We start from the raw sequence: 26,469 nt of genomic DNA on the forward strand, positions 1-26,469 counted from the left end.
TGAGGAGGGGGACATGTCCGTCGCGATCATGCATCCGGGGGCGCGGCTCCTCGCGCCCGCGTTGGACGCACTGGCGGATGTCGTCGCCGGTGACTGGGCGAGTGCCGCACGCCTGTGTGCCGGTCGGCTGAAGGACCCGGACGCCTGCGAGCGCGACCTCGACGTCGCTGCCGCCCGGGCCGGTGTGTGCCGCACCGAGCGCGAGGCGTACCGCTACCGACTGCACCACCGCATGCTGGTCGTGGACGAGCACCCGGCACTGCTGTGCGCCGCCCTCGACCTGCAGATGAAGCTGTTGATGGGGCAGTGGGACGCGCTCGAGCTCGTCGCCGCATCCGCAGGCGAACCGCTGCCGGGGTGGCGGCCGTCCGAGGTGCTCGAGGTGCGCATCCGCCACCAGCGGCCGGAGGCCTGGTCCAGCCGGCTGTACGCGTGCCAGAACCTGTCGGTGGCGCCCACGACGGCGCGGCTGGCGCACCACGTCCTGACGCAGCTCGACGGCGGCGTCGTGCTCCACCGCTACGACGTACCGGCGGGTCCCGCAGCCGTGCGCGTCGGGTGATCCGCGCGACCGCCGTCGGCCGCGCGGATCACCCCGCGCAGTCTGCTACTGCACCACCACCTGGCCGACCATGCCCATCCCGGCATGGAGCAGGCAGACGTACGAGTACGTGCCCGCCTTCGTGAACTTCACCGTGAACGTGCTCGGCGGCGGCCCGAACCCCGCAGGCAGGATCACCCCGGAGCTGAGCGCGGCACCCTGGAAGTTCGTCGGGTCGCCGGTCGGCGCGAACGGGTTGGCCGGGGGCGGCCCGAACGTGACCGTGTGCGGGACCGGGAACGCGTTCCTCGCCATGTCGAAGGTCACGCTCTCGCCGACCTTCACCACGACGTTGCCGGGGATGAACCGGTTGACCTGCACGCGCATGTCGGCGGCGCCCATGAACACGTGGTGGGAGTCGGCGGCGCCCAGTGCATCGGCCCACAGGTCGAGCCCGTGCTCGATGTCCGCGTTCGCTGCCTCGGTGGCCATCGCGTTGTACTCGGACTGCGTGTGCGGGTACGGCTTGCCGGCCTTGCGGACCACGACGACCGCCTTCATGGCCTCGCCGTGGACGTAGCACAGGTACTTGTACTTGCCCGGCTTCTTGAACTTCAGCTCGTACGACTTGACCGCGTCCGGGAAGAGGGCGTCGGGCGCGGGGGCCATGATCCCGGAGTTCCGGAACTGCCCCGGCTCGGAGATCGAGCCCTTCGACGTCTGGGTCGTCATGTAGGTGGTCGTCGGGCTGAACTCGACCGCGGGGTGCTGGTCGTCGATGAACGAGACGGTGTGCGGCTCCATCGAGTTGGCGACCCAGCGCACCGTGTCACCGGCGTTGATCCAGATCTTCTTGGGCCCGTACGCCATCGTCTGGACAGCACCGGAGCTCGACTCTGCGCCGACCATGACCTTCCAGGTCTTGGCCTTGGTAGTGGACGCGGCGTGGGCGTTGCTGGCCAGCAGTGCAGGCATGAGGGCAAGCAACAAGGCGAACACCGCAAGGAACACCGAGGATCTCCTCGGACGAGCGGACATCACAAGCATGCTCACTCCTTCGCAGTTGGGGAACCTCCTCACTCTCCTCGCGGCATGGACGTGCGACAACCACGAGCCGTGGGAGGCATAGACCACTTCCCGCGCGGGTCAGGCGGTGGGGAAGGCGTCGGCGAGCGTTCGATGGAGGTCCGGGACCCGCGACCCGACGGGACCCGGGGCAGCCAGGCGGGGGAGGAGCTTCCTGGGCCAGAGGACGTCCACTCCCCGGGTGCTGAAGTCCCCGCCGATGAGTGGCCAGTCGGCCCCGACGAAGCACAGGATGCCGGCAACGGGGACGTCGTCCCCGACGGTGGCCCGCACCAGGTCGACCTGCTTGAGCACGCCGTCGACGAGCTTGGTGCAGTCGCGGGTGCCGACGAGCAGCTTCTCGGTGCGGGGGCGGAAGATGCCACCCTCGACCCGGAGCGTCGGCCGGCCCCGGTAGCGCTTGGGGTCGATGACGTAGACGCCCGTCGGGGTGATGGCGATGTGGTCGATGTTGGCCCGGGTACCGGGGATGCGTCGGTCGTGGAGGATCCGGACGGTGTCGGAGGCGAGCTCGTTGAGCTTCTGTCCGACGTGCTCCTCGCCGACGGCGCCGGTGTCCCAGGCGGTCGTCGACTGCGGCTCGTCGCTCACAGCCAGGATCAGGCCACCGAGTCGCGGGTACCTCTCCCGGATGCGGGCCTCGCGTCTGGCCTTGCGGCGCTCGTACTCACGGCGTGCAGAAGCTCCTGGGGTGCCGGGGTCGATGGGTTCGGCACGTGGTGTCGAGGCTCGCTGCGCTCGCACCTCAACCATCGAAGAAGTGGGTGAGCAGTCGAGGCAGCGCACGGTCTTCGTGGACCGCTCGTAGATGGCCTCGACCCGGGCTGCGAGCTCGGCTTCGCAGAGCCGGCAGACGCCGGCGTACCGGAGCTTCATGCGTTTCTCGTCGGCACCTTGGGACACGCCGAGACCCTATGGCTGGCCAGTGCGCGTTCGCAGGTGGTTCTGGGAGTGGGTCGGCCTGTAGGCCGGGTTCTGTCCCGCAACAGCGGGGGCGACCATCCATCTGCGACGACCGTTGCCGGCCGCCTGGTGCGATCTACCCGGATGCTCGGGCGGGCCGCCCTCGGACGCATCCTGTCTGATCTTGCTCCGGGTGGGGTTTGCCTAGCTGCGCCGGTCGCCCGGCGCACTGGTGGTCTCTTGCACCACCGTTTCACCCTTACCGGTCCGCACCGAAGCGCGAGCCGGCGGTCTGTTCTCTGTGGCACTGATCCCGCGGGTTGCCCCGGGTGGCTGTTGGCCACCACCCTGCCCTGTGGAGCCCGGACCTTCCTCGACCCGCCAACCCGGACGAACCAGGAGGGCGAGCCGCGGCCGCCCGGCCGACCCACTCACCGAGGAGTCTAGGGGTGCGTCAGCACCTCGGCGCCATCCTCGGTGACGAGCAGGGTGTGCTCGAACTGCGCGGAGCGGCGACGGTCCTTGGTGACGACGGTCCAGCCGTCGTCCCACATGTCGTAGTCGGGCGTGCCGAGGTTGAGCATCGGCTCGATGGTGAAGGTCATCCCGACCCGGATCTCGTCGTCGAAGCGCTCGTCGTCGTAGTGGGGGATGATCAGGCCGGAGTGGAACGACGTGCCGATGCCGTGGCCGGTGAAGTCGCGGACGACTCCGTAGCCGAAGCGCTTGGCGTACGCCTCGATCACGCGCCCGATGATGTTGACCCGGCGGCCCGGCTTGACGGCCTTGATCGCCCGGTCGAGCGCCTCCTTGGTGCGCTCGACGAGCAGCCGCGACTCCTCGTCGACGTCCCCGGCGAGGAAGGTGGCGTTGGTGTCGCCATGCACGCCGCCGATGAAGGCGGTGATGTCGATGTTGACGATGTCGCCGTCCTCGACGACGCGCGCGTCGGGGATGCCGTGGCAGATCACCTCGTTGACGCTCGAGCACAGCGACTTCGGGAAGCCGCGGTAGCCGAGCGTCGAGGGGTAGGCGCCGTGGTCGAGCAGGAACTCGTGGCCGACGCGGTCGAGCTCGTCGGTGGTGACGCCGGGTACGACGTGGGAGCCGACGAGGTCGCGGGCCTGGGCGGCCAGGCGGCCGGCGACCCGCATGCGCTCGATGGTCTCGGCGTCCTTGACCTCCTCGCCGGTGAACCGCTGCGGCGCCGGCCGGTCGACGTACTCCGGCCGGGCGATGTGGGCGGGCACGGCACGACGCGCAGATACCTCTGCGGGGGATACGACAGGCACGGGCGCGAGTGTAGTTTCGAAGAATGAGCGAGAACGAATACTGGTTCTGCCTGACGCACCACACCGTCGAGGGCAGGGACGGCTGCCGGAACGCCGACCGCCTCGGTCCCTACGCCTCGGCCGAGGAGGCCTCGCGCGCGCTCGAGAAGGTCGAGGAGCGCAACGAGGAGTGGGACAACGACCCCAAGTGGAACGACGACGGCCCGGGCTCGGGTGACGGCGTCACCGACGGCACGCCGGACAGCTGATCACTTCTTCTTGTTCTTCTTGCCCTTGACGGGGTTGGCCGCCTGAGCGACGTCGGCGGCGGCACGCACGCTCTTCAGCGCGCGCTTCGTGTTCTTGTCGAGGGTCTTGGTGAGCTCGGCGATCGCCACCTCGTACTGCTTGCTCACGCGAGCCGCCGTCTCCGCCGCCACCCGCTCCGCGGTGTCCCGCGCGACCTTCTGGACCGTCGCCGCCGTCGCGACCGCCTGGCCCCCGACCTCGGCGGCGCGCTGGGCGTGCGAGCGGCGGGCCGCAGCGGCCACCGGCTTGTCGGTCGTGGTCGTCCTGGTCGGTGCCGCGCTCGTCGTCGTGGCGCCGGTCGCCTTCCTGGTCGGTGCCTTCTTGGCGGTCGACTTCTTCGCCGTCGCCTTCTTGGCGGTCGACTTCTTCGCAGCGGCCTTCGTGGCCGTCTTCTTGGCCGCGGTCTTCCGGGCGGTTCCGGTCTTGTTCGCGGTAGCCCCGGTGGCGGTCGTCTTCTTGGCTGTCGACTTCTTCGCGGGGCTCTTCCTCGCGGTGGACGTGGTGGCTGCCGTCTTCTCGGCCGGGGTCTCGCTCACGGAAGGCTCCTCGCGTCGTCGGATGCCTCGATCTTCCCGCGCCGGACGGGAGGTTGTCACCGGCCTCCCGCCCGGACCGGCGGTCAGAAGGTGTGCTCGGCGCCGGGGAAGGTGCCGCCGCGGACGTCATCGGCGTACGCCCTGGCCGCCTCGAGCAGCACGCCGTGCACGTCGGCGTACTGCTTGACGAAGCGCGCCATCCGGCCGGTGCGGAGGCCGAAGGCGTCCTGCCACACGAGGACCTGCCCGTCGCACCCCGCGCCGGCGCCGATGCCGATCGTCGGGATGGTGAGCTCCTTGCTGATCTGCTCGGCGACGTCGCCGGGGACCATCTCCATCACGACGGCGAACGCACCCGCCTCCTGAACGGCGCGCGCGTCGGCGACGACGCGGTCGCTCGCGTCGCCGCGGCCCTGGACGCGGTAGCCGCCGAGGGTGTGCTCGGACTGCGGGGTGAAGCCGATGTGGGCCATGACGGGGATGCCGCCCCGGGTGCACTTCTCGATGACGGGGACCATCTCGGCGCCGCCCTCGAGCTTCACGGCGTGCGCGCCGGCCTCCTTCATGAAGCGGGCCGCGGTGAGGTAGCCCTGCTCGGGCGAGGCCTGGTAGCTGCCGAACGGCAGGTCGCCGACGACGAGCGCCCGCTTGGCGGACCGCGCGACCGCGCGGGTGAGGGGGAGGAGCTCGTCGACCGTGACCGGGAGGGAGGTCTCGTTGCCGAAGACGTTGTTGCTCGCCGAGTCGCCGACCAGCAGCAGGTCGATGCCCGCCTCGTCGAAGGTGGCGGCGGTGTACATGTCGTACGCCGTCAGCATCGTGATCTTCTCGCCGCGTTCCTTCATCTCCCGCAGGTGATGGGTGCGGACCCGCTTCACGGGGGCGGCCGGCTGTGCGCCAGCCGGGCCGGAACCGTAGGGGGCGGTCTCTTCAGACATGCTCACTCCTCGTCATCTCGCGGCTCCCTGATGGAGTCCACGGACCACTCGTCAGGCTAGTGCCGACCCACGGGTACGGCGCTGTGGCGACGGTCACGCTCAGCGCGGTGACACCCGTACGACGCGGTCGCGCGCGCCGTTGTCCGTGGTGACGAGCAGGTCTCCGTCGCGGGCCGAGGTGATCGACCGCAGCCGGCCGAGCCGCTGGAGCCGGGCCGGGCGGGTGACGGAGGTGAGCCTGCCGGCCGGGTCGAAGCGCAGGAACAGCACCTCGGAGCCCTTCAGCGCGGCGACGGCCAGCGTGCCCTCGAGCGCGCCCCACTGCGAGCCGCGCACCCATGCCGCACCCGAGGTGGCGATCGTCGGCTCGCCGGAGGACCAGGCCGCCTCCTGCTGCACGCCCGGCAGCGACTGGTCGGTCATCGGGACCGACTCGTCGTAGCCCGGGACCGGGTTCCAGCCGTAGTCGCCACCGGGGACGAGGAGGTTGACCTCGTCGTCGCGGTGGCTGCCGTGCTCGACCGACCAGACCGACCCGTCGGCACGCTGGGCGAGGCCCTGCACGTTGCGGTGGCCGTAGGTCCACACGAAGCGCCGCGCGCTGCTCGCGTCGGCGTACGGGTTGCCCGGCATCGGTGCGCCGGTGTCGCGGTGGACGCGCAGCGTCTTGCCGCCGAGGGAGTCGAGGTTGCGCGGGTTGGTCCCGACAGCGGCGTCACCCGTGCCGACGAAGAGGGCGTCGCTGTCGCGGTCGAGGAGCAGCCGGCACCCGCCGTGGCGCCCCGACGTCGAGGGGAGGCCGGTCAGGATCGTGCGGTGACGGCTGAGCTTCGTCCACCTCCGGTCGACGCGCCAGCGACTGACCTGCACGTGGTTGCCGCCCTTCGCGCTGCCGTGGCACGCCCAGAGCGTCCGCGCGCCGGCGTCCACCGCGAGGGACATCAGGCCGGTCTCGCCGGAGACCCACACCAGCTTCGAGAGGTCGGCGAGGGTACGGCGCTTGCCCTTGCGCACGACGCTGAGGCGGGCGCGGTCGCGCTCGGAGACGACGAGCCGGCCGCCGGTCGCCTGCTGGACGTCCCACGGGTGCTGGAGCTTGCCGGCGACCGTGCGGACCCGCAGCTGCGGGGCGCGCGCCTCCTGGTGCCCTGCGATGTCAGCGGCCGCGACCGACGGCGGTGGCCCGGTCAGCAGGCTGCCGGCGAGCGCGCCGGTGGCGAGGAGGGCTGACAGGGACAGGCGGGTGGTGCGGAGGCTGTGGCGCACGCGGGCGACGCTACGGCGAGCGGCGCCATCGGGCAACGGTCCGCCGCGCGTCAGTGGCCGAGGAGGCCGGCGAGCGGCCGGGCCAGCTGGATGCCGACCATCGTCGTGTCGTAGCCGAGCCGGGTGTTGAGGGCGCGCATCGCGGCGTTGCCGTCCTGCGTCCAGGTGTAGACCTCCTCGATGCCGTGGTCGGCGGCCCAGGCCAGGGTGACCAGCTTGAGGTGCACGGCGAGCCCGCGGCCGCGCCAGTCACGCCGTACGGCGGTCAGGCCGTTCTCCGCGCGGGTCGGTTGGTCGGGGTCGAGGCCCAAGCCCGCACAACCGACGACCTCGCCGTCGTGGAGGGCGAGGAACATCGGGTCGCCCAGCCACGAGCGCGTCCACCCCTCAGGGGTGACCTCGAGTGGGGAGTCGACGGCGAAGTCGGCGAGCGCCTCCAGCCCGAAGCGCTCGTACGCCGCCTCCCACAGCCCGGGTCGCGCCTGCGCGGTGACGACCTCGATGCCGTCGGGTGTCGGCGTGACCTCGACCGCACCCGTGATGCGGTAGGTCTGCTCGACCTCGCGGTTGACCTCCTCGAAGCCGAACCGGCGGGCGAAGGCCATCGAGCCGTCGTCGTCGGCGCCCGCGCGCACCGTCGGGTGGCCGAGGCCCGCCACGTGGTCGACGAGGCGCTCGAGCAGGGCGGTGCCGTGGCCGCGTCGGCGGTGCTCGGGCAGCACGCGCGGGATCACGGTGCCGGCCTTGCCGATCTCCGAGCGGGTGGCCATCCCGGAGCCCACGACCACGCCGTCCTCGCGTGCGACGACGAGCAGGCGCTCGGGTGTCGCGTCGGCCCTGAGCTCGGCGACCGACTGGGTGCGCTCGTAGGGGATCACCGCGACCCGCACCCGGCGCCACGCCTCGAGGTCGTCGTCGGTGACGCAGGGGCTGATGTCGAGGGCCATGGCGGGAGCCTGACCCGCTCGGCTCCGGGTAGTCCAGTGAGTTTTGGTCGCCGATCCGGGCCCAGGGGGGCGGCTCACCGGTTGGCGATCTCCTGGGCGAAGACACGCAGGATGTCGTCGGGTGCGTCGGCGCGGTGCGCCCGCCCGCCGGTCGCCTCGGCGATCCGGCGCAGGGCGGGGAGGTCGGCGTCGTCGCTGATGGCGATGCCGATGATCCGCACCGGCCGCTGCGGGTCGCGCAGCGCCCGCAGCCGTCGCAGCAGGTCGTTGCCGGAGATGGAGCCGGGGTCGTCGTTGGCACCGTCCGTCAGGAGGATGACCGAGTTGGCGTAGGCCGGGTCGTAGATCCGCAGTGCCTGCCGGTAGGCGGCGAGCGCGGTGTCGTAGAGCCCGGTCCCGCCGGTGGTGAGCGTCCCCATGTCGTCGGTCCGGGCGCGCAGCCGGTCGCGTTGGGACGTGCCGGCGACCGCGTCGAGGCGGCGTACGGGCTCGATGACCCGCCAGTCCTGGCCCGGGCCGCCCTGGTCGATCGAGAACGCCCACAGCCCCACACGCGCGTGGCCGGGGAAGAGGTCGAGGGCCACCTCGGCAGCGCTCGTGGCCACGTCGATGCGGCACCCCGACCCGGCGGTGAAGTCCATCGAGCCCGACACGTCGAGAACGGCGAGCACGCTCGAGGGCACGCTCATCACCTGCCAGGTGAAGCGGTAGTCATCGACGTCGGCGCCGATCGGGGAGGGGAGGTAGCGCAGCCGCCCGAGGCCGACGTCCACCGGGTCGCTGCCGTCACCTGGCCGCAGACCGGCGTCGACGACGGCGCCCACTCCTTCGTCGGAGCCGAACCACTCGGCCACCTGCTCGGCCAGCTCGCGGGCGGCCGGCGAAGCGTCGTCGCGGACCGCCAGCGGGAACCGGATGAGTGCCGCACCGGACCGTGGCACCACGACGCGGCCGGCACCGGCGGCGGGACCGGCGGCGAGGAGGTCCTGCTCCGTGGTGGCCACGAGCCGGGTCGAGGTGGCCGTCAGGGTCTGCGTCGACAAGTCCATCTCGCCGCCGTCGGAGGCGACCTCGCCGTAGGTCTGCGCCGTCGGGACGAGGAAGGAGCGGGCGGCCTGCACGTCGTCGCCGCCCAGCTCCGCCTCCTGCCGGGGTGCGAGCATGGCGAGCGTGCCGACGCTGTCGTTGAGCGGGTCGGGCATCGCGACAGAGCCACTGTCGAGGGCGTCGCTCCACGAGTCCGGCCGGCGGGCGCCGGCCCCGCCGACGAGGACGACGGGGGTGCTGGCGAGGGACCTCGAGACGACCTCCACGGGCAGCTTGTCCAGGCTCCAGTCGCCGTCGGGGATCCACAGGTCGGGCACTGCGCCGCCGTAGAACACGGCGTCGGCGACGGCACGCTCGCCCCTCGACTGGGTGACGAACCGCGTGCACGAGTCGTCGCCGATCTGGTCGAGGGACCTCTCGAGGACGTCGGCGAGCTGGGGGGCCACGCTCACCTGCAGGGTGGTCCGGGTGCACGACTCCTCGGGATCGCCGGCCAGCGGGGGCGAGAGCCTGTCGGGCAGGTCGAGCTGGCGCCACGCCAGCACGGCCCCCGCCAGGAGCAGCACGACGAGGGCTGCCGTCCGACGGGCGCGGCGGGGCCTGCGCGCATGACTGCCGGCGATCGCTCTGCCCTCCCTCGGCGGGGCACAGGACCGGCCCCCGAAGCCCTCGGCATTGTGGTCCGGCGGACGGCGCCCCTGCTACCCAGCGAGCATCAAGATCTTCTCTAGAGTGGCGGCGTGGACTTCTACTCGGCCTACGCCCAGGGCTTCGCGCGCATCGCGGCCGTCACGCTGCCGGTGCACCTCGCGGATCCCGTCGCCAACGCCGCGGCCGTCATCGAGCAGGCGGAGGCCTGCCACGACGAGTCCGTCGCGGTCGCGGTGTTCCCCGAGCTGTGCCTGACCGGCTACTCGGTGGACGACCTGTTCCTGCAGGACACGCTGCTCGCCACGGTCGAGGAGGCGATCGCCGAGATCGTCGCGGCCAGCGCCGACCTGATGACGATGCTGGTCATCGGCGCGCCGGTGGTGCACGGCAACCGGGTCTTCAACGCGGCCGTGGTCGTCCACCGGGGCGCGATCCTCGGCGTGGCGCCGAAGTCGTACCTGCCCAACTACCGCGAGTTCTACGAGCGTCGGTGGTTCGCGCCGGGCGACGACCGGGAGCTCGAGTGGATCAACGTCGCCGGCCAGGACGTGCGTTTCGGCCCCGACCTGATCTTCCGCTGCCTCGACGTCCCCGGTCTCGACCTGCACGTCGAGGTCTGCGAGGACATGTGGGTGCCGGTGCCGCCGAGCGCCGAGGCCGCGCTGGCGGGCGCGACGGTGCTCGCCAACCTGAGCGGCTCGCCGATCACGATCGCCCGCGCGGAGGACCGGCGGCTGCTGGTGCGCAGCGCGAGCGCGCGGTGCGCAGCGGCGTACGTCTATGCCGCCGCCGGGCAGGGTGAGTCGACCACCGACCTCAGCTGGGACGGCCAGACGATGGTCTACGAGTGCGGCTCGCTGCTGGGGGAGAGCGAGCGCTTCCCCGACGGTGCGCGGCGCACGGTCGTCGACGTCGACCTCGACCTGGTCCGGCAGGAGCGGATGCGGCAGGTGACCTTCGACGACAACCGCCGCACCCACCACGAGCGCACCAACCGCTTCCGCACCGTCGAGTGGGAGCTCGAGCCGCCGGCCGGTGACATCGGGTTGCTGCGCAAGGTGGACCGCTACCCGTTCGTGCCCGACGACCCCGAACGGCTGGCCCTCGACTGCTACGAGGCCTACAACATCCAGGTCTCCGGCCTCGAGCAGCGGCTCAACGCCATCGGGTCGCCCAAGGCCGTGATCGGCGTGAGCGGCGGCCTGGACTCGACGCACGCGCTGATCGTCGCCTGCAAGGCGATGGACCGGCTCGGCCGCCCGCGCAGCGACGTCCTGGCCTTCACGATGCCCGGCTTCGCGACGGGGGAGACGACCAAGTCGTACGCCACTCGGCTCTCGCAGGCGCTCGGCGTGACCTTCGAGGAGCTCGACATCCGACCGGCGGCCGAGCAGATGCTGAAGGACCTCGGCCACCCCTACGGCCGCGGCGAGAAGGTCTACGACGTCACCTTCGAGAACGTGCAGGCGGGGCTGCGCTACGACTACCTCTTCCGGCTCGCCAACCAGCGCGGCGGCATCGTCGTCGGCACCGGAGACCTCTCCGAGCTCGCACTCGGGTGGTGCACCTACGGCGTGGGCGACCAGATGTCGCACTACACGGTCAACGCCGGCGTCCCGAAGACGCTCGTGCAGCACCTGATCCGCTGGGTGATCAGCCACGGTGAGTTCGACGAGGCGGTGGGCCAGCTGCTCGGGGAGATCCTCGAGCTCGAGATCACCCCCGAGCTGATCCCCGTCGAGGAGGGGAAGAAGCCGCAGGCCACGCAGGACACGGTGGGCCCCTACAACCTGCAGGACTTCACCCTCGCGCTCGTGGTGCGCCACGGGTTCCGGCCGCGCAAGATCGCGTTCCTGGCCTGGCACGCGTGGAAGGACCTCGAGTCCGGCGAGTGGCCGCCCGGCTTCCCCGAGGACGCGCGAGTGGCGTACTCGCTCGAGGAGGTCCGGACCTGGCTGGTGGTCTTCGTCAAGCGGTTCTTCGCCAACCAGTTCAAGCGCTCCGCGCTGCCCAACGGTCCCAAGGTCAGCCCCAGCGGCACGATGAGCCCCCGTGGCGACTGGCGGATGCCCAGCGACGCCAAGGGCACCGCCTGGCTGGCGGAGATCGACCGGGACGTGCCGGCCTCCTGAGCGGTACCTGTGCCGGGCCACCCCTACTTGTAGGGGTGTTCTGACACTTGGTGGGGTTTGCAAAGGCCTCCAGGAGTCAGTTTCCCCGCTCGAGCGGGGAAACCGACACGAGCGAGCGCCCCCCGGGGCCTTTGCCTGCCCTTAGCGATCGGCTGGAGCGCGGTTAGCCGCGCCCGGGCGAACCTCCTCGTACGACGCCGCACCGGGCGTCGGACGACGGAGGAGGAAGCGTGCAGAAGAAGAAGGCTGTCATCGGAGGCGCCGCGGCCGCCGCGGTCCTGGTCGGGCTCGGGTCCTGGTGGGCCGTCGGCAACGCCGTCGAGGAGCAGACCAGCGAGCGCGGCACGTGCGGCGGCGCGACCTGGGAGCTCGGCGCCGAGGCGGAGGACGGCGGCACCGAGGTGAGCGCCGAGCTGCAGTCGGCCGGGCCCGGCGAGGAGTGGCAGGTCGAGCTGACCCGCGACGACACCTCCCTGCTCACCGGCACCCGCACCACCGACGAGGACGGCGAGATCGACGTCGACGCCTACAGCGACGGCAACCCCGGCGACGCGACGTACTCCGTCACCTTCACCCCGGCCAACGGCGAGCCCTGCACCGCCACGCTCGGCTCCTGATCGACCACCGACCCCGACCCACCCAGAGGAGACACCCATGAAGAAGACGCTCATCGCCACCACCCTCGTCGCCACCGCCGCGGCCGGCAGCACGGTCCTCGTCGCCGGCCCCGCGAGCGCCGACGTCGAGCGGCGCGGCACCTGCGCCGGTGCGACGTTCGAGCTCAACGTCGACCGCGAGCGCGGCGGGTACGACGTCGACGCCGACATCGAGAACGCCCGCGCGTTCAGCGAGTGGCGCGTCGCCGTCCGCCACAACGGCAAGGTCGCGGTGTCGCGCACGCTCAAGGCCGACGACGAGGGCGAGCTCGACCTCGACACCTTCCGCACGAACACCCGGGGCAAGGACACCTTCAGGCTCACGGTGACGCCGGCCGGCGGGTCGTCCTGCTCGCTGAAGGTGACCGTGCGCTGAGCCCGCTGGGGCCTCCCAGCAGTGAGGAGCCCGGGTCAGTCCGTCCGCAAGGTGACGGCGACCCGGGCTCCTCCCATGTCCGAGGCGCCCGTGGTGATCGCGCCGCCGGAGTCCTCGGCGGTGCGGGCGGCGATGGAGAGGCCGAGCCCGGTCGACCCCGACCCGCTCTCGCCGCGGCCCGTCGCGTCGAGGCCGACGGGCAGCCCGGGACCGGCGTCCTCCACGACGAGCTCGACCAGGTCGTCGCCGGCGTGGAGCGTGATGCGGACGGCGGCGTCGTCGGGCGTGTGGGAGAAGACGTTGTCGAGCAGGACGTCGACCATCGCCTCCAGGTCGGCCCGGCTGGCCCGCAGCAGCGGCCCCGACGGCGCGAGGTGGAGCTCGTAGGCGCGGCCCTGGTCCTCGGCCAGCGCCTCCCAGTGGCGGACGCGCTCGGCGATGACCGCGACCGCGTCGGTGCGTGGGTCGAGTCCCTCGCGCTCGGAGCGGCGGGCCTCGCGGACGATCTCGTCGACGGTGGCCTGCAGCGCGTCGAGGTCGCCGCCCAGGCGCTCGCGCAGGACGGGGTCGTCGACGGTCTCGACGCGCAGCCGCAGCGCGGTGACGGGCGTCCGCAGGCGGTGGGACAGGTCGGCGACGCTCTCGCGCTCGCGGGCGAGCAGCAGCTGGATGCGCCCGGTGAGGCGGTCGACGGCGCCGGCGAGCTCCTGCACCTCGGGTGGTCCCTCGACCGCCGCCGCCGGCGTGACCGCGCCCGGGCGCCCGAGCGTCTGCGTGTGCTCGGCGAGCCGGCGGATCGGCAGCACGAACGACCGGCCAAGGCGGTCGACGACCACCAGCGAACCGGCGAGCAGCGCCAGGGCGAGCAGCGCGAGGATCGCCCAGGCCGCGCCCACCACCGAGTCGAGCCCCGGCTCCTCGACGAGCATCCGGATGACCGGCGTCTGCGACGGGAGGGCCGAGTTGCCGCCGCGGGAGACGGGCACGAGGATCTGCGAGCCACCGTCCACGTCGTCGACGCGGGCGCGCCCGGTGTTGCGGGCGTCGAGGACGCGCCAGTCCTCGTCCGGGTCCGGGCCGACCCCGATGCCGTCGGGGTAGAGCACCGTGACCTGCGTGTGGCTGTCCTCGCCGTTCAGCCGCTCGACGTACTGACCGACCGAGCCCTTGTCGTCGTAGCGCGCGACCACCGTCTCGACGGCCTGCACCTCCAGGGCCGCTCGCGCCAGCCGGTCCTCCAGCGCATAGCTGCGCACCAGGATCGCCATCGGCACGAGCATCGCCAGCAGGACCATCGAGATGGCCGCGGCCGCGGTCACCAGGAGGCTGCGGCGCACCTCAGTCGTCCTGTCCGGTCTCCGGAGCGGGCGCTGCCAGGCGTACGCCGACGCCACGCACCGTGGTCAGGTAGCGCGGAGCGGCGGCCGTCTCGCCGAGCTTGCGCCGCAGCCACGACAGGTGCACGTCGACCGTCTTGTCCGAGCCGCCCCACGGCTGGCGCCACACCTCGACGAGCAGGTCGCGCTTGGTCACCACCTCGCCCGGTCGCTCGGCGAGGTGGGCGAGCAGGTCGAACTCGCGCGGGGTGAGGTCGACCTCGGCGCCGTCGAGGTGCACGCGCCGGCCGGCGAGGTCGAGGGAGAGGCCGCCGACCGTGATCGTCGACGGCCGCTGGCGGCCGGCGTCGACCCGGCGCAGCACCGCGCGGATGCGGGCGTCGAGCTGCGCGCTGGTGAACGGCTTGACGACGTAGTCGTCGGCACCGGCGTCGAGCGCCCCCACCAGCGACGGGTCGTCGGCGCGGGCGCTGGCGATGATCACCGGCACCTGGCTGACCGCGCGCAGCATGGTGAGCACCTGGGTGCCGTCGACGTCGGGCAGACCCAGGTCGAGCACGACCAGGTCGGGACCGGAGTCGACGGCGAGCTGGAGGCCGGCCATCCCGGTGGGCGCGGAGGTCACGGTGTGCCCGCAGTCGCGCAGGCCGCGCACCAGCAACGGCCGGATCCGGTCGTCGTCCTCGATGATCAGCACCTCGGCCACGCGGTGACCGTACCGCCCGCAACCGCTCCGGTCCGCGCCGAGAGCGAGCCTTAGCACTGCCTTAACCGCCGCCTCACCTCCCGCTGACGTGCGGTTCGGCACGATGGTCCCGTGAGACGTCGGACGCTGCTCGTGGGCCTGTGGGCCGCCACCACCGTCGTCGCCGTGCTCGTCGGCGTCTTCGCCGTCTCGACCGTGGGCGCCACCATCCGCGACCGCGGCCCGGTCGGCAACGAGGTGGCCCGCGACGTGTCGGTCCCGTCGGCCTCGGTGCCCGAGCCCGACGGCCCGGTCGTGTCCGACGAGATCTCGGGGGAGTGGGGAGCCTTCCTCGTCGAGTGCCGCGACACGTGGGCGTACGGCGTCGGCGTACGCCCCGACAAGGCCGCCGGCTGGCGCATCGTGAGCTGGGAGAAGGGGCCGGACGACGACGTCGACGCGGTCTTCAGCGACGGGCGCAACTCCGTCGACCTCGAGGTCTTCTGCAACCGCGGCCGGCCCACCCTCGCCGAGCTCGAGCGCAACACGCTAGGCGAGGACTGACGGGTCAGCCAGGTCGGACGGGATCCAGTGCAACCTTCGGGGGAGCAGGTGCGTCCAGTCAGCGACACACCACCTCACGGGGAGACCGAGATGACCCACCGCACCACCGTCCTGGCTCGCACCACCGCGCTCGCGGGCGCCGCCCTCCTGGCCGGCTCGCTGGCGTCCGCGCCCGCCCAGGCCCAGCCCGACGACCAGCGCGCCACCGCGCGCACCACCCTGACCTTCACGGTCGACGACTGCGAGGGCTGCGAGGTGCAGCTCGTCAACGCCCGCAGCACGCTCGACGCCGACGTCGTCCACGTCTGGGAGTCGCAGGCCAAGGAGGTCAGAGACGGCACCGTCACCTTCCGCGTCCCGACCCGCCGCACCTGGGGCATGTCGGCCACGGTGCGTGCACCCTGGGAGGGCCACACCGGCTACGTCACCACGGTGGCGTGGCGCTACAACGGCGAGGGGGTCGGCGACACCGTCACCCTCGAGGAGGCCGTGACCAAGAAGAAGGCGTCGGCCTGCTGGGAGGGCGTGCGCAGCCGCACGGTCACCCTGCCGCTCGTCGTGGAGAAGGTGCGCGTGCGCGGGGTGAAGAAGATGGTCGACGGCAGCATCGCCTTCGTCCCGACGACCCAGAGCTGGTTGCCGCCGATGCGCCAGGTGTGGGACGGCGTGCTGGGCTCGCAGGACGTGAACATCTGCCGCTGAGCATCCCGCTCCCGGACGCCGTTGCCCACCCTGCGGCGGGGGTCGCCGTGCTGGTCGCGGCGACCCCTAGGGTGGTGCCATGGGCAAGCAAGAGGACTTCGTGCTCCGGGCGCTCGAGGAGCGTGACGTCCGGTTCGTGCGACTGTGGTTCACCGACGTGCTGGGCTTCCTCAAGAGCGTGAGCGTGGCCCCGGCCGAGCTCGAGAACGCCTTCGAGGAGGGCATCGGCTTCGACGGCTCCGCCATCGAGGGCTTCGCCCGGGTCTACGAGTCCGACATGCTCGCCCACCCCGACGCGTCGACGTTCCAGATCCTGCCCTGGCGCACCGGCGAGGACGGCGGCCCGGCCACGGCGCGCATGTTCTGCGACATCGTGATGCCCGACGGGAGCCCGTCCTACGCCGACCCGCGCCACGTGCTGAAGCGCACGCTCAGCGCCGCCGCCGACAAGGGCTTCACCTTCTACACCCACCCCGAGATCGAGTTCTACCTGTTCAAGGACGTGCCCGGGAAGGGCGACGAGCCGGTGCCGGTGGACCGCAGCGGGTTCTTCGACCACACCGCGCAGTCGCGCGGCGCCGACTTCCGCCGCGACGCGATCACGATGCTCGAGGCGATGGGCATCTCGGTGGAGTTCAGCCACCACGAGGGCGGCCCCGGCCAGCAGGAGATCGACCTGCGCTACGCCGACGCGCTCACCACCGCCGACAACATCATGACCTTCCGCACCGTGGTCCGCGAGGTGGCGCTGGGGCACGGCATCTGGGCGTCCTTCATGCCCAAGCCGTTCACGACGCACCCCGGCTCCGGCATGCACACCCACGTGTCGCTCTTCGAGGGCGATCGCAACGCCTTCTTCGAGGCCGGCGCGCAGTACCAGCTCTCCAGGACCGGGCGGCAGTTCATCGCCGGGATCCTGCGCCACGCCAGCGAGATCAGCGTCGTCACCAACCAGTGGGTCAACTCCTACAAGCGGCTCCTCGGCGGCGGCGAGGCCCCGTCCGGTGTCTGCTGGGGCCACAACAACCGCTCCGCGATGGTCCGCGTCCCGATGTACAAGCCCAACAAGGGCCAGTCGACCCGCATCGAGCTGCGCACGATCGACCCGGCCTGCAACCCCTACCTCGCCTTCGCCGTCGTCCTCGGCGCCGGCATGAAGGGCATCGAGGAGGGCTACGAGCTGCCGCGCGAGGCCGAGGACGACGTCTGGTCGCTCACCGAGCGCGAGCGCAAGGCGCTCGGCATCTCGCCCCTGCCGCGCAGCCTCTGGGACGCCATCGGCATCGCCGAGGACTCCGAGCTGCTCGCCGAGACCCTCGGCGAGCACGTCTTCGACTTCTTCCTGCGCAACAAGCGCGCCGAGTGGGAGGAGTACCGCACCCAGGTCTCCGCCTACGAGCGCGACCGGATGCTGCCGGTCATCTGAGCCCAGCGGTTCTGCGATGACCTCCGCCGGGACCTACGTCCGCAAGGGCTTCGTCGACGGTGCCGCCGCCGCCGACGGTATCGAGCGCCTCGGCGTCGCGGGCCCGCCGCTGGTCGACGAGCTCGCCGCGTCGGCCGACCCCGACGCCGCGCTCGACGGGCTGCTGCGCCTCGCCGACGCCCTCGAGGAGCACGCCCAGGGCTCCGGTCGCGAGATGCTCGCCGAGGTCGCCGACGACGAGGGCACGGCGATGCGGCTGTGCAGCGTGCTCGGCGCCAGCGCGGCGCTCGCCCACCACCTCTCCCGCCATCCCGAGCAGTGGCGCGAGCTGACCGACCCGACGCTCGGCAGCACCCGCACCCCGGCCTACGCCCTGCGCGAGGCGATGCTCGGCGTCGTCGGGGCCGACCCGCACGCCGCCGAGCCCGTGGCATCGCTGCCGGACAAGGAGGCGGTCGACGCGCTGCGGGTGGAGTACCGCCGCCACCTGCTGCGGCTGGCCTCGCGCGACCTCGCCCATCACGTCGGGCTCGACGACGCCGCCGCGGAGATCTCCGACCTCGCAGCCGCGACGCTCGAGGCCGCGCTCGCCGTCGCGCGTGCCCGGGTCGGCGAGCCGGCCCACAGCGTGCGCCTCGCGATCATCGCGATGGGCAAGTGTGGCGGTCACGAGCTCAACTACATCTCCGACGTCGACGTCGTCTTCGTCCACGAGCCGGTGGACACGGGGTCGGACGACGGCGTCGCCCTGCGGGCGGCGACGCAGCTGGCCTCGCACCTGATGCGCATCTGCTCCGACCACACCCGCGAGGGCACGATCTGGCCGGTCGACGCCAACCTGCGGCCGGAGGGGAGCCAGGGGCCGCTCGTCCGGACTCTCGCGAGCCACCAGGGCTACTACGAGAAGTGGGCGAAGACCTGGGAGTTCCAGGCGCTGCTCAAGGCGCGCCCCGTCGCCGGCGACGTCGAGCTCGGCCGCCGCTACTGCGAGATGGTCGCGCCGATGGTGTGGAGCGCCGCCGGGCGTGACGGGTTCGTCGCCGACGTGCAGGCGATGCGGCGTCGGGTGGTCGACCACATCCCCGCCCACGTGGCGGAGCGGCAGATCAAGCTCGGCTCGGGTGGGCTGCGCGACGTCGAGTTCGCGGTGCAGCTCCTCCAGCTCGTCCACGGCCGGTCCGACCCGTCGCTGCGCGAGGGCGCGACGCTGAGCGCACTGGCCCGCCTCAGCGAGGGCGGCTACGTCGGCCGTGAGGACGCCGAGAAGCTCCACGAGGCCTACACGTTCCTCCGCACCCTCGAGCACCGCATCCAGCTGCACCAGCTGCGGCGTACCCACGTCCTGCCCGACGACGAGGCGTCCCTGCGCCGGCTGGGCCGGTCGGTGGGCATCTTCTCCGAGCCGGCCACCCAGCTCGAGCGGCAGTGGCGCCACCACCGGCGCGAGGTGCGCCGGCTCCACGAGAAGCTCTTCTACCGCCCGCTGCTCGGTGCGGTCGCCAAGCTGCCCGGTCCCGAGGCGCGCCTGTCGCTGGAGGCCGCCGAGGCCCGGCTGTCCGCGCTGGGCTACGCCGACCCGCGGGCGGCGCTGCGCCACCTCGAGGCGCTGACGAGCGGGGTCTCCCGCACCTCCGACATCCAGCGGACCCTGCTGCCGGTGCTGCTGGAGTGGTTCGCCGACTCGCCCGACCCGGACGCCGGGCTGTTCGGCTTCCGCCGGATCAGCGAGAGCCTGGGTCGCAGCCCGTGGTACCTCACGATGCTGCGCGACGAGGGACAGGTCGCCCAGCGGCTCGCCGTCGTGCTCGGCACCTCGCGCTACGCCACAGACCTCCTCGAGCGCGAGCCGCAGGGCGTGAAGATGCTGGGGGAGTCCCTCGTCCCGCTGAGCGCCGAGGCCGCGCTGGCGGAGATGCAGGCCCTGGTCGAGCGGGCCGAGACACCGGAGGCCGCCGTCGCGGCGGTGCGCGCCGTACGCCGTCGCGAGCTGTTGCGGATCGCGTGCGGCGACCTCGTGGCGGGCACCGACGTGGCCCTGGTCGGACAGGGGCTGAGCCGGCTCACCGACGCGACCCTGCAGGCCACGCTCGACATCGCGACCGAGTCCGTGCGCCGGCAGCGCGGGCTCGACGCCCCCGCCAGCCGGATCGCGGTGATCGCGATGGGGCGCTACGGCGGCTTCGAGCTGTCCTACGGCAGCGACGCCGACGTGATGTTCGTGCACGAGCCCGCCGACGGCGTCGAGGCGCAGGCGGCGTCGTCGTACGCCACCGCCGTGGTCGCGGAGGTGCGGCGCCTGCTGTCGCTGCCCGCGAGCGATCCGCCGCTGGAGGTCGACGCCGACCTGCGTCCCGAGGGCAAGAACGGTCCGATGGTGCGCACGGTCGAGTCCTACGCCGCCTACTACGCGAAGTGGTCGCACGTGTGGGAGTTCCAGGCGCTGCTGCGCGCCGACGCCGTGGCGGGCGACCCCGACCTGCGTGCCCGCTTCACCGAGCTCATCGACCCGCTGCGCTTCCCGGCCGACGGGATCCCGGACTCGGCGGTGGTGGAGGTGCGCCGGATCAAGGCGCGGGTCGACGACGAGCGGCTGCCGCGCGGCGCCGACCGGCACACCCACCTCAAGCTCGGGCGCGGCGGGCTGGCCGACGTCGAGTGGACGGTGCAGCTGCTGCAGATGCGGCACGCCGGCACGGTGGAGGCGCTGCGCACTCCCCAGACGCTGCCCGCGCTGCAGGCGGCGGCCGACGCGGACCTGATCTCCGCCGACGACGCCGAGACCCTGGCCGAGGCGTGGCGGCTGGTGAGCCGGGTGCGCAACGCGGTGACGCTCGTGCGTGGCCGGCCCTCCGACCAGCTGCCCCGCGACGCCCGCGAGCGGGCGGCGGTCGCCCAGGTGCTGGGCTATCCCCAGGGGGCGTCGGACCAGATGGTCAACGACTACCTCCGCACCACCCGACGCGCGCACGGGGTCGTCGAGCGAGTGTTCTGGGAATGAAGCGTTTTGCTTCATCAGTGGACAAATGAAGCAATGAACTTCATCATCGGACGATGACCGAGACCGCCGTCGCCACCCTGATCGGGGACCTGGTCGGGTCCCGATCATCGCAGGACCGCACCGTCCTGCACCAGCACCTCGACGCGGCCCTCGCGGAGGTGAACGACCTGCTCCGCCCGCTGCGGCCGATGTGGATCACCGCCGGCGACGAGTACCAGGGTGCCTTCGCGACGGTCGCCGAGGCCGTGCAGGCCACGCTGCTGGTCCGGGTGCGGCTGCTGCCGACGTACGACATCCGGCACGGGATCGGCTGGGGCGCGACCACCGTGCTCGACGACGAGGCGGGCATCGAGGACGGCCCGGGCTGGTGGGCCGCGCGCGCCGGGATCGAGGCCGCGGCCGCCGCCGGGTCGAGCTCCGGGCAGCGCTGGCTGCGCACGGCGTACGTCGTCGCGGACGGGGCAGTGGGCGGGCCGGACCCCGGGCTGGTCAACGCCGGGCTGGTGCTGCGCGACGAGCGGGTCACCGGCCTGTCGGAGCGCTCGGTGTCGGTGCTGCGTGGTCTGCTGTCCCACGTGACCCAGCGCGACGTCGCCGAGGCGTTGGGGATCAGCGCGTCCGCGGTGTCGCAGCGGGTGCGCGCCGACGGACTGGCGGCGATCGTCGCCGCCCACGACCTGCTCGCGACCCCGGGTCGCGGGGTCAGCACCGAGGAAGGAGATCGATGAGCTGGCTCGGGATCCTGCTGATCGGCTTCGCCGTCACCGACCTGACCCACTCGGTGCGCCGCACGCGCTACCTGCCCGAGTGCGTGGGGGCGCTGGTGGCGCTGTGCGTCGGACTCCTCGCCGGGCTGACGTCGGGGCGCGACGTCGCGGCGCTCCTCGTCATCGTGGTCGTCGTGCTCGCATGGGGACTGACCGTCACCTGGGGCTTCGGCCACCCCGGTCCGAAGGCCGCGCGCCTGCCGCTCGGCGTCTTCCTCGCCTCACTGGTGGGGGCGATCGCCGTGTCGGGGCTGGCACCCGCCGCCGCCGGTCCGCTCGCGCGGTGGCTGGAGTCGCTGGCGATCGCCGACCTGGGCTCCGTCTCGGCCGACCGATTCCTGCTGCTCCTCGGGGCCTTCGCCATCCAGCTCTCCACCGGCAACGTGCTGGTCCGCCTGGTGCTCAAGGCGACCGGCACCATCAACCCGCGGGCCGACGGCGGGATGCCGCCGACCCAGCTCAAGGGCGGCCGGCTGCTGGGCCCGCTCGAGCGGGTCTTCATCCTCGCCCTCGCGCTCGGCGGCCAGGTGACCGCGGCCAGCGTGGTCGTCGCGGCCAAGGGCCTGCTCCGCTTCCCCGAGCTGTCCTCGCGCCACGAGCAGCAGACGGTGCACGAGATGACCGAGTACTTCCTGCTCGGGTCGTTCGCGTCGTGGCTCGTGGCGCTGGGGTCGTTCGTGCTGGTGGCCTGAGCCACTGCGACAGGCCGTGTCGGCCCACGGCCGCCAGGTCCTCCTCGCGGGTGCGCATCGTGCCGTGGCCAACCATCAATTGCGCGACGACCGGAGCGGTGGTCCACCCACATTCCGGGCATGCGGAATGTGGCCCAGCCACCGCCCGCCAGCGCGTCGCACGCCGACACGCGCCCGAGCGGTGAGTGAGACACCTTCTGCGGCCCGAAAATGTGTCCTGTTCACCGCTGGTGCAGGCGAGCCGACGCCGTTCGTGGTGGAGACCCGGATAGCGTCCGGGGGTGGCCAGCCGTCGTCGATCCAGTGCCCGACGCGGCGCGTCCCCGCGCCGGAGTGGCCAGCGGAAGCAGCAGCGGCCGCTGCCGGTGGCTGGGCCGGGGGAGCGGGTGTGGGTGCTCGACGTCCCGTACGGGACGCAGGTCGACGGCGCCGGCTGGCACCCTGCCGTCAGGACCCACCTCCACGTCGGGCGCGACCTGCCCGCGCACCTGGCGCCGTACTCCCCGGGCCCCCACACGCTCGGCCGGTTCGTCGAGAACACCCTCAATCCCGACGATCCGACGCCTGTCCCCGAGCCGACCGACGACCTCGAGCCCCGACGGATCCAGTTCGAGGCTGCCGATGCGATCGCGGCGCGCGCCGAGGCGGGGGGACGGCTGTTCCTGCTCGCCGACGAGCCCGGCGTGGGCAAGACGATCTCCGCGGTGCTCGGGGCGACGGCGGTGGGCGACCTCCGTGGGGCGCGCCGGGTGCTGGTCGTGGCCGACCGGCCGGCCGCGATCACCATCGGCCACTGGTGCCGCACGATCACGGCGCTGGGGGACGGCGGCCTGGAGTGGGTGGTGATCACCTGGGACCGGCTCGAGAAGGTCAAGGACCACAGCTGGGACGTGATCATCGCCGACGAGGCGCATGCCCTGCGTCGTACGACGACGAAGCGGTGGAAGCTGTGGGCGCGGATCTCCGGGCACGGGAAGTCGCACGACCGGGCGCCGTTCGTCATCGCGACAACCGCGACGCCCGGGCACACGCCGCTCGAGCTGCCGTACCTCGCCCCGGCCTATGCGCAGGTGCTGGGGGAGTCGATGAAGGAGTGGACGAGCGCCACGAACCCCGGCGAGGTCTTCGCGGACGCGCTCGAGCGTCACGGTGTGGGGGTGGAACGTGGCCGCTACGGCGCGGCGTGGACCACCGATCCGGCGCGGCGCGCTGCCGACCTCAAGCTCGTGCGCGGCTGGCTCGACGAGGAGCGGCCGCCGGCGATGCTCCACCGTGCCGCACCGTGGGGACCGGTGCCGATCGCCGGCATGCCGGTGACGCTCACGCCGGCGGAGCGAGCGGCGTACGAGGCGGAGTGGGGGGAGTTCTGCCGCGAGATGGACATCGCACGGCGGGGCCGCAACGTCGCCAAGGGTCGGGCGGCGCTCCTGCGCTTCCGGCAGAAGGCCGGGCTCATCCGCGTCGACTCGACAGTCGCGTGGATCGCCCAGCAGGTCGAGGCCGAGCGACAGGTGGCGTGCTCGGTCGAGTTCGTCGCGACCGCCGCGGACCCGATCGCCGACCGGCTGCGTGACTCCGGCATCGAGGTCGCCACGATCTACGGCCGTGACCGGTTCGACCCGGAGACGGAGCGGCTGCGGTTCCAGACCGGGCAGGCGAAGGTCTGCGTCTTCACCACGGTCGCCTCGATCAGCCTGCACGCCGGCGAGACCCTCGCCGACGGCCGCACGGCGAGCACGGAGCCCCGGGTCGGGTTGTTCCACCAGGCCCGCTTCTCGGGGATCGCCGGGCGGCAGGTGACCGGCCGCACCCACCGCGACCACCAGGTCTCGCCGTGGCACGTCGCGTACGCCGAAGGGACCGTCGAGGAGCAGGTCGGCAAGGTGATGGTGGAACGGATCGCCGCGGCCTCCGACACGGTCGGCGGCGACACCACCGGCCTCACCGACCTCGCCCAGCTCCTCGGAGCCGACTGGTTGCCGGTCACCAGCCTGACCGAGGACGGCGCCTGACCCGGGGCCGACGCCCCGACTGGGTCAGTGGACTGGACCGGGCAACAACGGTGCCCGTTGCTCGCGTCCAATGGGAGACCCGGGAGGACACCATGGCCAGTCGAGCTCGTACCAGCGGCCCGCTCGTGGTGCTGCTCGCCGTGGCTGCACTGGTCGCAGCTCTCGGCGGGAGTGCCGGTGACGCGTCGGCCGGCCGTGGAGTCCCGATGTCGGACATGTCTGCCGCCGCGGCGAAGCCGAACGTCATCTTCTTCCTGGCCGACGACATGGCGACCTACCACCTGCGGCACATGCCGAACACGCGTCGGTACGTCTTCGCCGGAGGAGCGCGGTTCACGAACTACTACGCCAACATCAGCCTGTGCTGCCCGTCGCGGGCCTCCATCCTGACCGGCAAGTACGCGCACAACACCGGCATCGGCGGCAACGAGTTCCCGGACGGCTTCCACGGGTTCCACGTCGGCGACGAGTCGGACCGGACCTTCGCCGTCGCGCTGCGCCGACGGGCCGGCTACACGACCGGACTGCTGGGCAAGTACCTGAACGAGTACCCCTTCGTGGAGTCGGCGCCGCGCAACGCGGTGCCGCGCCGGTTCGTGCCGCCGGGTTGGTCGGACTGGGCCGTCCCGATCGAGGGCCAGTACTACGGGGTGGACTACCTCCTGAACCGCAACGGCCGCATCCTCCGCAAGCGAGGGCCGCGCGACTACCTCGGCGACCTGCTCGCCCGGCGCGCCCTGCGCAAGATCGAGAAGAACGAGGACGGGAGCGGACTGGCCCTGGTGTTCGCCTCCTACGGCCCCCACATGCCCGAGCCCGCCTCACCACGTGAGAAGGGGGACCCGGTCCTCGCGGCCCGGATCGCCCGCCAGGCGCTGCCGAGGACACCCGACTTCGACGAGGCGGACGTCGCGGACAAGCCGCGCCGCATCCGGCGGCTGGATCGGCTCTCCGCCACCCACGAGGACCGGATCGACCGCATCTTCCGACGACAGCTGTTCTCGCTCGCGAGCCTCGACCGGTACGTCGGTGAGGTGGTGTCGGCGCTGCGACGTACCGGGCAGCTCGACAACACCTACCTCGTGTTCAGCAGCGACAACGGGTACCACATGGGCCACCACCGGCTGCCGATCGGCAAGAACCTCCCGTACCTGACGGACATCCGCGTGCCGATGGGGATCCGCGGCCCCGGCATCGCGCCCGGCACGATCGTCCGTGACGTCACCGGCAACGTCGACGTCGCGCCGACCTTCGCGGACATGGCGGGGATCGAGCTGCCGTGGGTCCACGACGGCGAGTCCGTGCTGCCGCTGGCGAAGGGCGCACCGACCGAGGCATGGCGGCGTTTCTTCCTGATCCAGAGAGGCGCGGTCGGGGATGTGCCCGATCGGTTGGTCGCGGAGCCGGCACGACCGGAGGAGCGGCGTGCCGCGCTGCTCGCTGGTGGATGGCGCGGGGTCGTGAGCCAGCGCTGGCAGTACGTCCGGTGGGGATCGGGCGAGGAGGAGCTGTACGACGGCGCCGTCGACCCGTACCAGCTCGACAACGTCATGGCCGTGCCGGCGGACGACCGGACGCCGGAGCAGCGGCAGGCGCTGGACGACTCCCGCGCCGCCCTCGCGCGGTTGTCGGGATGTGTCGGCGCGACCGAGTGCCGGGCCGGATGACTCCCGGCTGCCTAGACTCCGGTCCGTGCCCGAGCGACCCGAGATCGTCTGCATCTGCGGCTCCACGCGTTTCGCGGAGGAGATGGCCGAGGCGAACCGTGACCTGACCTTCGCCGGTGCCATCGTCGTCGCGCCGGGCGTCTTCGCGCGCACCGACGACCGCGGGGCGGGGGAGATCACTCACGAGCAGAAGACCGCGCTCGACGCGCTGCACCTGCGGAAGATCGACCTCGCCGACCGAGTGCTGGTCGTCAACCCGGGAGGCTACGTCGGTGAGTCGACGAGCCGGGAGATCGCGTACGCCGAGGCCACCGGCAAGCCGGTGTCGTTCACCGACCCCGCCTGAGCGGCGGGCGCCGACCGACGAGCCGGGTCAGAGCCGCAGCACCCGGCCGGCGACCACGAGGTGCACCTCGTCGCAGGCCGCGGCGACGCGCTGGTTGACGACGCCGAGCAGGTCGCGGAAGAGCCGGCCGGAGCGGTGCTCGGGCACGATGCCCAGACCCACCTCGTTCGTCACCAGCACGACGTCGTGCTCGCAGCGGTTGAGCGCGTCGACCACCTCGTCGGTGCGGGCGAGGACGAGCTCGTGGACGGCGTCGGAGTCCTTCTCCCAGGCGTCGTCCGCGTCGATGATCGCGGTGAGCCAGGTGCCGAGGCAGTCGACGAGCAGCGGGTCGCGGGCGCCGGCGATCACGCCGGCGAGGTCCTGCGTCTCGAGGGTGCCCCAGGCGTCGGGGCGGCGGTCGCGGTGGGCGTCGATCCGGGCGGCCCAATCGGGGTCCTGCTCGCGGTCGGGCGGCGTGCCGGTGGCGACGTACGTCGCGGGGGCGCCGCCGATGAGGTCCTCGGCGTGGGTGGACTTGCCCGACCGCACTCCGCCGGTGACCAGGATCCGCATGGCGCGCATCCTGTCAGAGTCGGCGGGGAATCGGACGCGCAGCCATGGGTACGGGACCG

25 protein-coding genes and 1 other RNA gene are annotated in these 26,469 nt (G+C 72.4%); 14 read left to right on the forward strand and 12 right to left on the reverse strand.

Annotated features, from left to right (window positions below; all coding sequences use genetic code 11):
- The first annotated feature begins 13 nt into the window (after positions 1-13).
- Positions 14-562: a hypothetical protein gene (locus AC3A3L_RS13865; protein WP_487640625.1), complete on the forward strand. Its 549-nt coding sequence runs from the start codon at positions 14-16 to the stop codon at positions 560-562.
- A 45-nt stretch (positions 563-607) separates the two neighbouring features.
- On the opposite strand, the gene AC3A3L_RS13870 is transcribed toward AC3A3L_RS13865, so the two are convergent.
- The 4 genes from AC3A3L_RS13870 to map form a co-directional block, all read right to left on the reverse strand.
- Entirely contained in the window at positions 608-1,516 is a 909-nt protein-coding gene (locus tag AC3A3L_RS13870; RefSeq protein ID WP_487640626.1) for a cupredoxin domain-containing protein, read from the reverse strand.
- Between the two features lie 171 nt (positions 1,517-1,687).
- A complete protein-coding gene (locus AC3A3L_RS13875; RefSeq protein ID WP_487640627.1) occupies positions 1,688-2,503 on the reverse strand; it encodes a nuclease-related domain-containing protein in 816 nt (271 codons plus the stop codon).
- Positions 2,504-2,575: 72 nt separating this feature from the next.
- An RNA gene (gene rnpB / locus AC3A3L_RS13880) (RNase P RNA component class A) lies at positions 2,576-2,960 on the reverse strand.
- A 13-nt stretch (positions 2,961-2,973) separates the two neighbouring features.
- Positions 2,974-3,822 carry a type I methionyl aminopeptidase gene (gene map, locus AC3A3L_RS13885; protein ID WP_487640628.1) on the reverse strand — a complete coding sequence of 283 codons (849 nt, stop codon included), beginning with the start codon at positions 3,820-3,822 and terminating at the stop codon, positions 2,974-2,976.
- A 23-nt stretch (positions 3,823-3,845) separates the two neighbouring features.
- Between map and AC3A3L_RS13890 the strand changes: the two genes are divergently transcribed.
- Complete coding sequence (locus AC3A3L_RS13890; RefSeq protein WP_487640629.1) at positions 3,846-4,070, forward strand: hypothetical protein; 225 nt, start codon at positions 3,846-3,848, stop codon at positions 4,068-4,070.
- On the opposite strand, the gene AC3A3L_RS13895 is transcribed toward AC3A3L_RS13890, so the two are convergent.
- The 5 genes from AC3A3L_RS13895 to AC3A3L_RS13915 all read right to left on the reverse strand — a co-directional run bounded on the left by AC3A3L_RS13895 (position 4,071) and on the right by AC3A3L_RS13915 (position 9,410).
- Entirely contained in the window at positions 4,071-4,646 is a 576-nt protein-coding gene (locus AC3A3L_RS13895) for a hypothetical protein (RefSeq protein WP_487640630.1), read from the reverse strand.
- 83 nt (positions 4,647-4,729) lie between these two features.
- Positions 4,730-5,584, reverse strand: a complete 855-nt coding sequence (gene panB, locus AC3A3L_RS13900; protein ID WP_487640631.1) for a 3-methyl-2-oxobutanoate hydroxymethyltransferase — start codon at positions 5,582-5,584, stop codon at positions 4,730-4,732.
- Between the two features lie 99 nt (positions 5,585-5,683).
- Positions 5,684-6,850: a PQQ-dependent sugar dehydrogenase gene (locus AC3A3L_RS13905; protein WP_487640632.1), complete on the reverse strand. Its 1,167-nt coding sequence runs from the start codon at positions 6,848-6,850 to the stop codon at positions 5,684-5,686.
- Between the two features lie 50 nt (positions 6,851-6,900).
- Entirely contained in the window at positions 6,901-7,797 is an 897-nt protein-coding gene (locus AC3A3L_RS13910) for a GNAT family N-acetyltransferase (protein ID WP_487640633.1), read from the reverse strand.
- A 74-nt stretch (positions 7,798-7,871) separates the two neighbouring features.
- Positions 7,872-9,410, reverse strand: a complete 1,539-nt coding sequence (locus tag AC3A3L_RS13915; protein WP_487640634.1) for a VWA domain-containing protein — start codon at positions 9,408-9,410, stop codon at positions 7,872-7,874.
- Between the two features lie 174 nt (positions 9,411-9,584).
- Here AC3A3L_RS13915 and AC3A3L_RS13920 point away from each other — a divergent pair, with 174 nt between their 5' ends.
- From AC3A3L_RS13920 to AC3A3L_RS13930, 3 genes are all read left to right on the forward strand, one after another.
- Complete coding sequence (locus AC3A3L_RS13920) at positions 9,585-11,627, forward strand: NAD(+) synthase (protein WP_487640635.1); 2,043 nt, start codon at positions 9,585-9,587, stop codon at positions 11,625-11,627.
- Positions 11,628-11,857: 230 nt separating this feature from the next.
- Positions 11,858-12,244 (forward strand): hypothetical protein, encoded by a 387-nt coding sequence (locus AC3A3L_RS13925; protein ID WP_487640636.1) that lies wholly within the window; start codon positions 11,858-11,860, stop codon positions 12,242-12,244.
- Between the two features lie 37 nt (positions 12,245-12,281).
- Complete coding sequence (locus AC3A3L_RS13930) at positions 12,282-12,659, forward strand: hypothetical protein (RefSeq protein ID WP_487640637.1); 378 nt, start codon at positions 12,282-12,284, stop codon at positions 12,657-12,659.
- Between the two features lie 35 nt (positions 12,660-12,694).
- On the opposite strand, the gene AC3A3L_RS13935 is transcribed toward AC3A3L_RS13930, so the two are convergent.
- Positions 12,695-13,996, reverse strand: a complete 1,302-nt coding sequence (locus tag AC3A3L_RS13935; protein ID WP_487640638.1) for a sensor histidine kinase — start codon at positions 13,994-13,996, stop codon at positions 12,695-12,697.
- Position 13,997: 1 nt separating this feature from the next.
- Positions 13,998-14,702 (reverse strand): response regulator transcription factor, encoded by a 705-nt coding sequence (locus tag AC3A3L_RS13940; RefSeq protein ID WP_487640639.1) that lies wholly within the window; start codon positions 14,700-14,702, stop codon positions 13,998-14,000.
- Between the two features lie 111 nt (positions 14,703-14,813).
- Between AC3A3L_RS13940 and AC3A3L_RS13945 the strand changes: the two genes are divergently transcribed.
- The 9 genes from AC3A3L_RS13945 to AC3A3L_RS13985 all read left to right on the forward strand — a co-directional run bounded on the left by AC3A3L_RS13945 (position 14,814) and on the right by AC3A3L_RS13985 (position 25,855).
- A complete protein-coding gene (locus AC3A3L_RS13945) occupies positions 14,814-15,245 on the forward strand; it encodes a hypothetical protein (RefSeq protein ID WP_487640640.1) in 432 nt (143 codons plus the stop codon).
- A 90-nt stretch (positions 15,246-15,335) separates the two neighbouring features.
- Entirely contained in the window at positions 15,336-15,947 is a 612-nt protein-coding gene (locus tag AC3A3L_RS13950) for a hypothetical protein (protein ID WP_487640641.1), read from the forward strand.
- A 79-nt stretch (positions 15,948-16,026) separates the two neighbouring features.
- A complete protein-coding gene (locus tag AC3A3L_RS13955) occupies positions 16,027-17,373 on the forward strand; it encodes a glutamine synthetase family protein (protein WP_487640642.1) in 1,347 nt (448 codons plus the stop codon).
- 16 nt (positions 17,374-17,389) lie between these two features.
- Positions 17,390-20,371, forward strand: a complete 2,982-nt coding sequence (locus AC3A3L_RS13960; protein WP_487640643.1) for a bifunctional [glutamine synthetase] adenylyltransferase/[glutamine synthetase]-adenylyl-L-tyrosine phosphorylase — start codon at positions 17,390-17,392, stop codon at positions 20,369-20,371.
- Positions 20,372-20,424: 53 nt separating this feature from the next.
- Positions 20,425-21,099 carry a SatD family protein gene (locus AC3A3L_RS13965; protein WP_487640644.1) on the forward strand — a complete coding sequence of 225 codons (675 nt, stop codon included), beginning with the start codon at positions 20,425-20,427 and terminating at the stop codon, positions 21,097-21,099.
- Positions 21,096-21,830, forward strand: coding sequence for a hypothetical protein (locus tag AC3A3L_RS13970; RefSeq protein WP_487640645.1), 735 nt, complete (start codon positions 21,096-21,098; stop codon positions 21,828-21,830). Before AC3A3L_RS13965 ends, AC3A3L_RS13970 begins: the two co-directional genes overlap by 4 nt.
- 392 nt (positions 21,831-22,222) lie before the next feature.
- Positions 22,223-23,842: a DEAD/DEAH box helicase gene (locus tag AC3A3L_RS13975; protein WP_487640646.1), complete on the forward strand. Its 1,620-nt coding sequence runs from the start codon at positions 22,223-22,225 to the stop codon at positions 23,840-23,842.
- Between the two features lie 92 nt (positions 23,843-23,934).
- A complete protein-coding gene (locus tag AC3A3L_RS13980; RefSeq protein WP_487640647.1) occupies positions 23,935-25,509 on the forward strand; it encodes a sulfatase family protein in 1,575 nt (524 codons plus the stop codon).
- Between the two features lie 25 nt (positions 25,510-25,534).
- On the forward strand, positions 25,535-25,855 hold the full coding sequence (locus tag AC3A3L_RS13985; RefSeq protein WP_487640648.1) for a hypothetical protein: 321 nt from the start codon (positions 25,535-25,537) through the stop codon (positions 25,853-25,855).
- Positions 25,856-25,882: 27 nt separating this feature from the next.
- Here AC3A3L_RS13985 and cobU read toward each other — a convergent pair whose 3' ends face one another.
- Entirely contained in the window at positions 25,883-26,410 is a 528-nt protein-coding gene (cobU, locus tag AC3A3L_RS13990; protein ID WP_487640649.1) for a bifunctional adenosylcobinamide kinase/adenosylcobinamide-phosphate guanylyltransferase, read from the reverse strand.
- Positions 26,411-26,469 lie beyond the last annotated feature (59 nt).

This window comes from Nocardioides sp. Soil_C_8 (genome assembly GCF_057656315.1).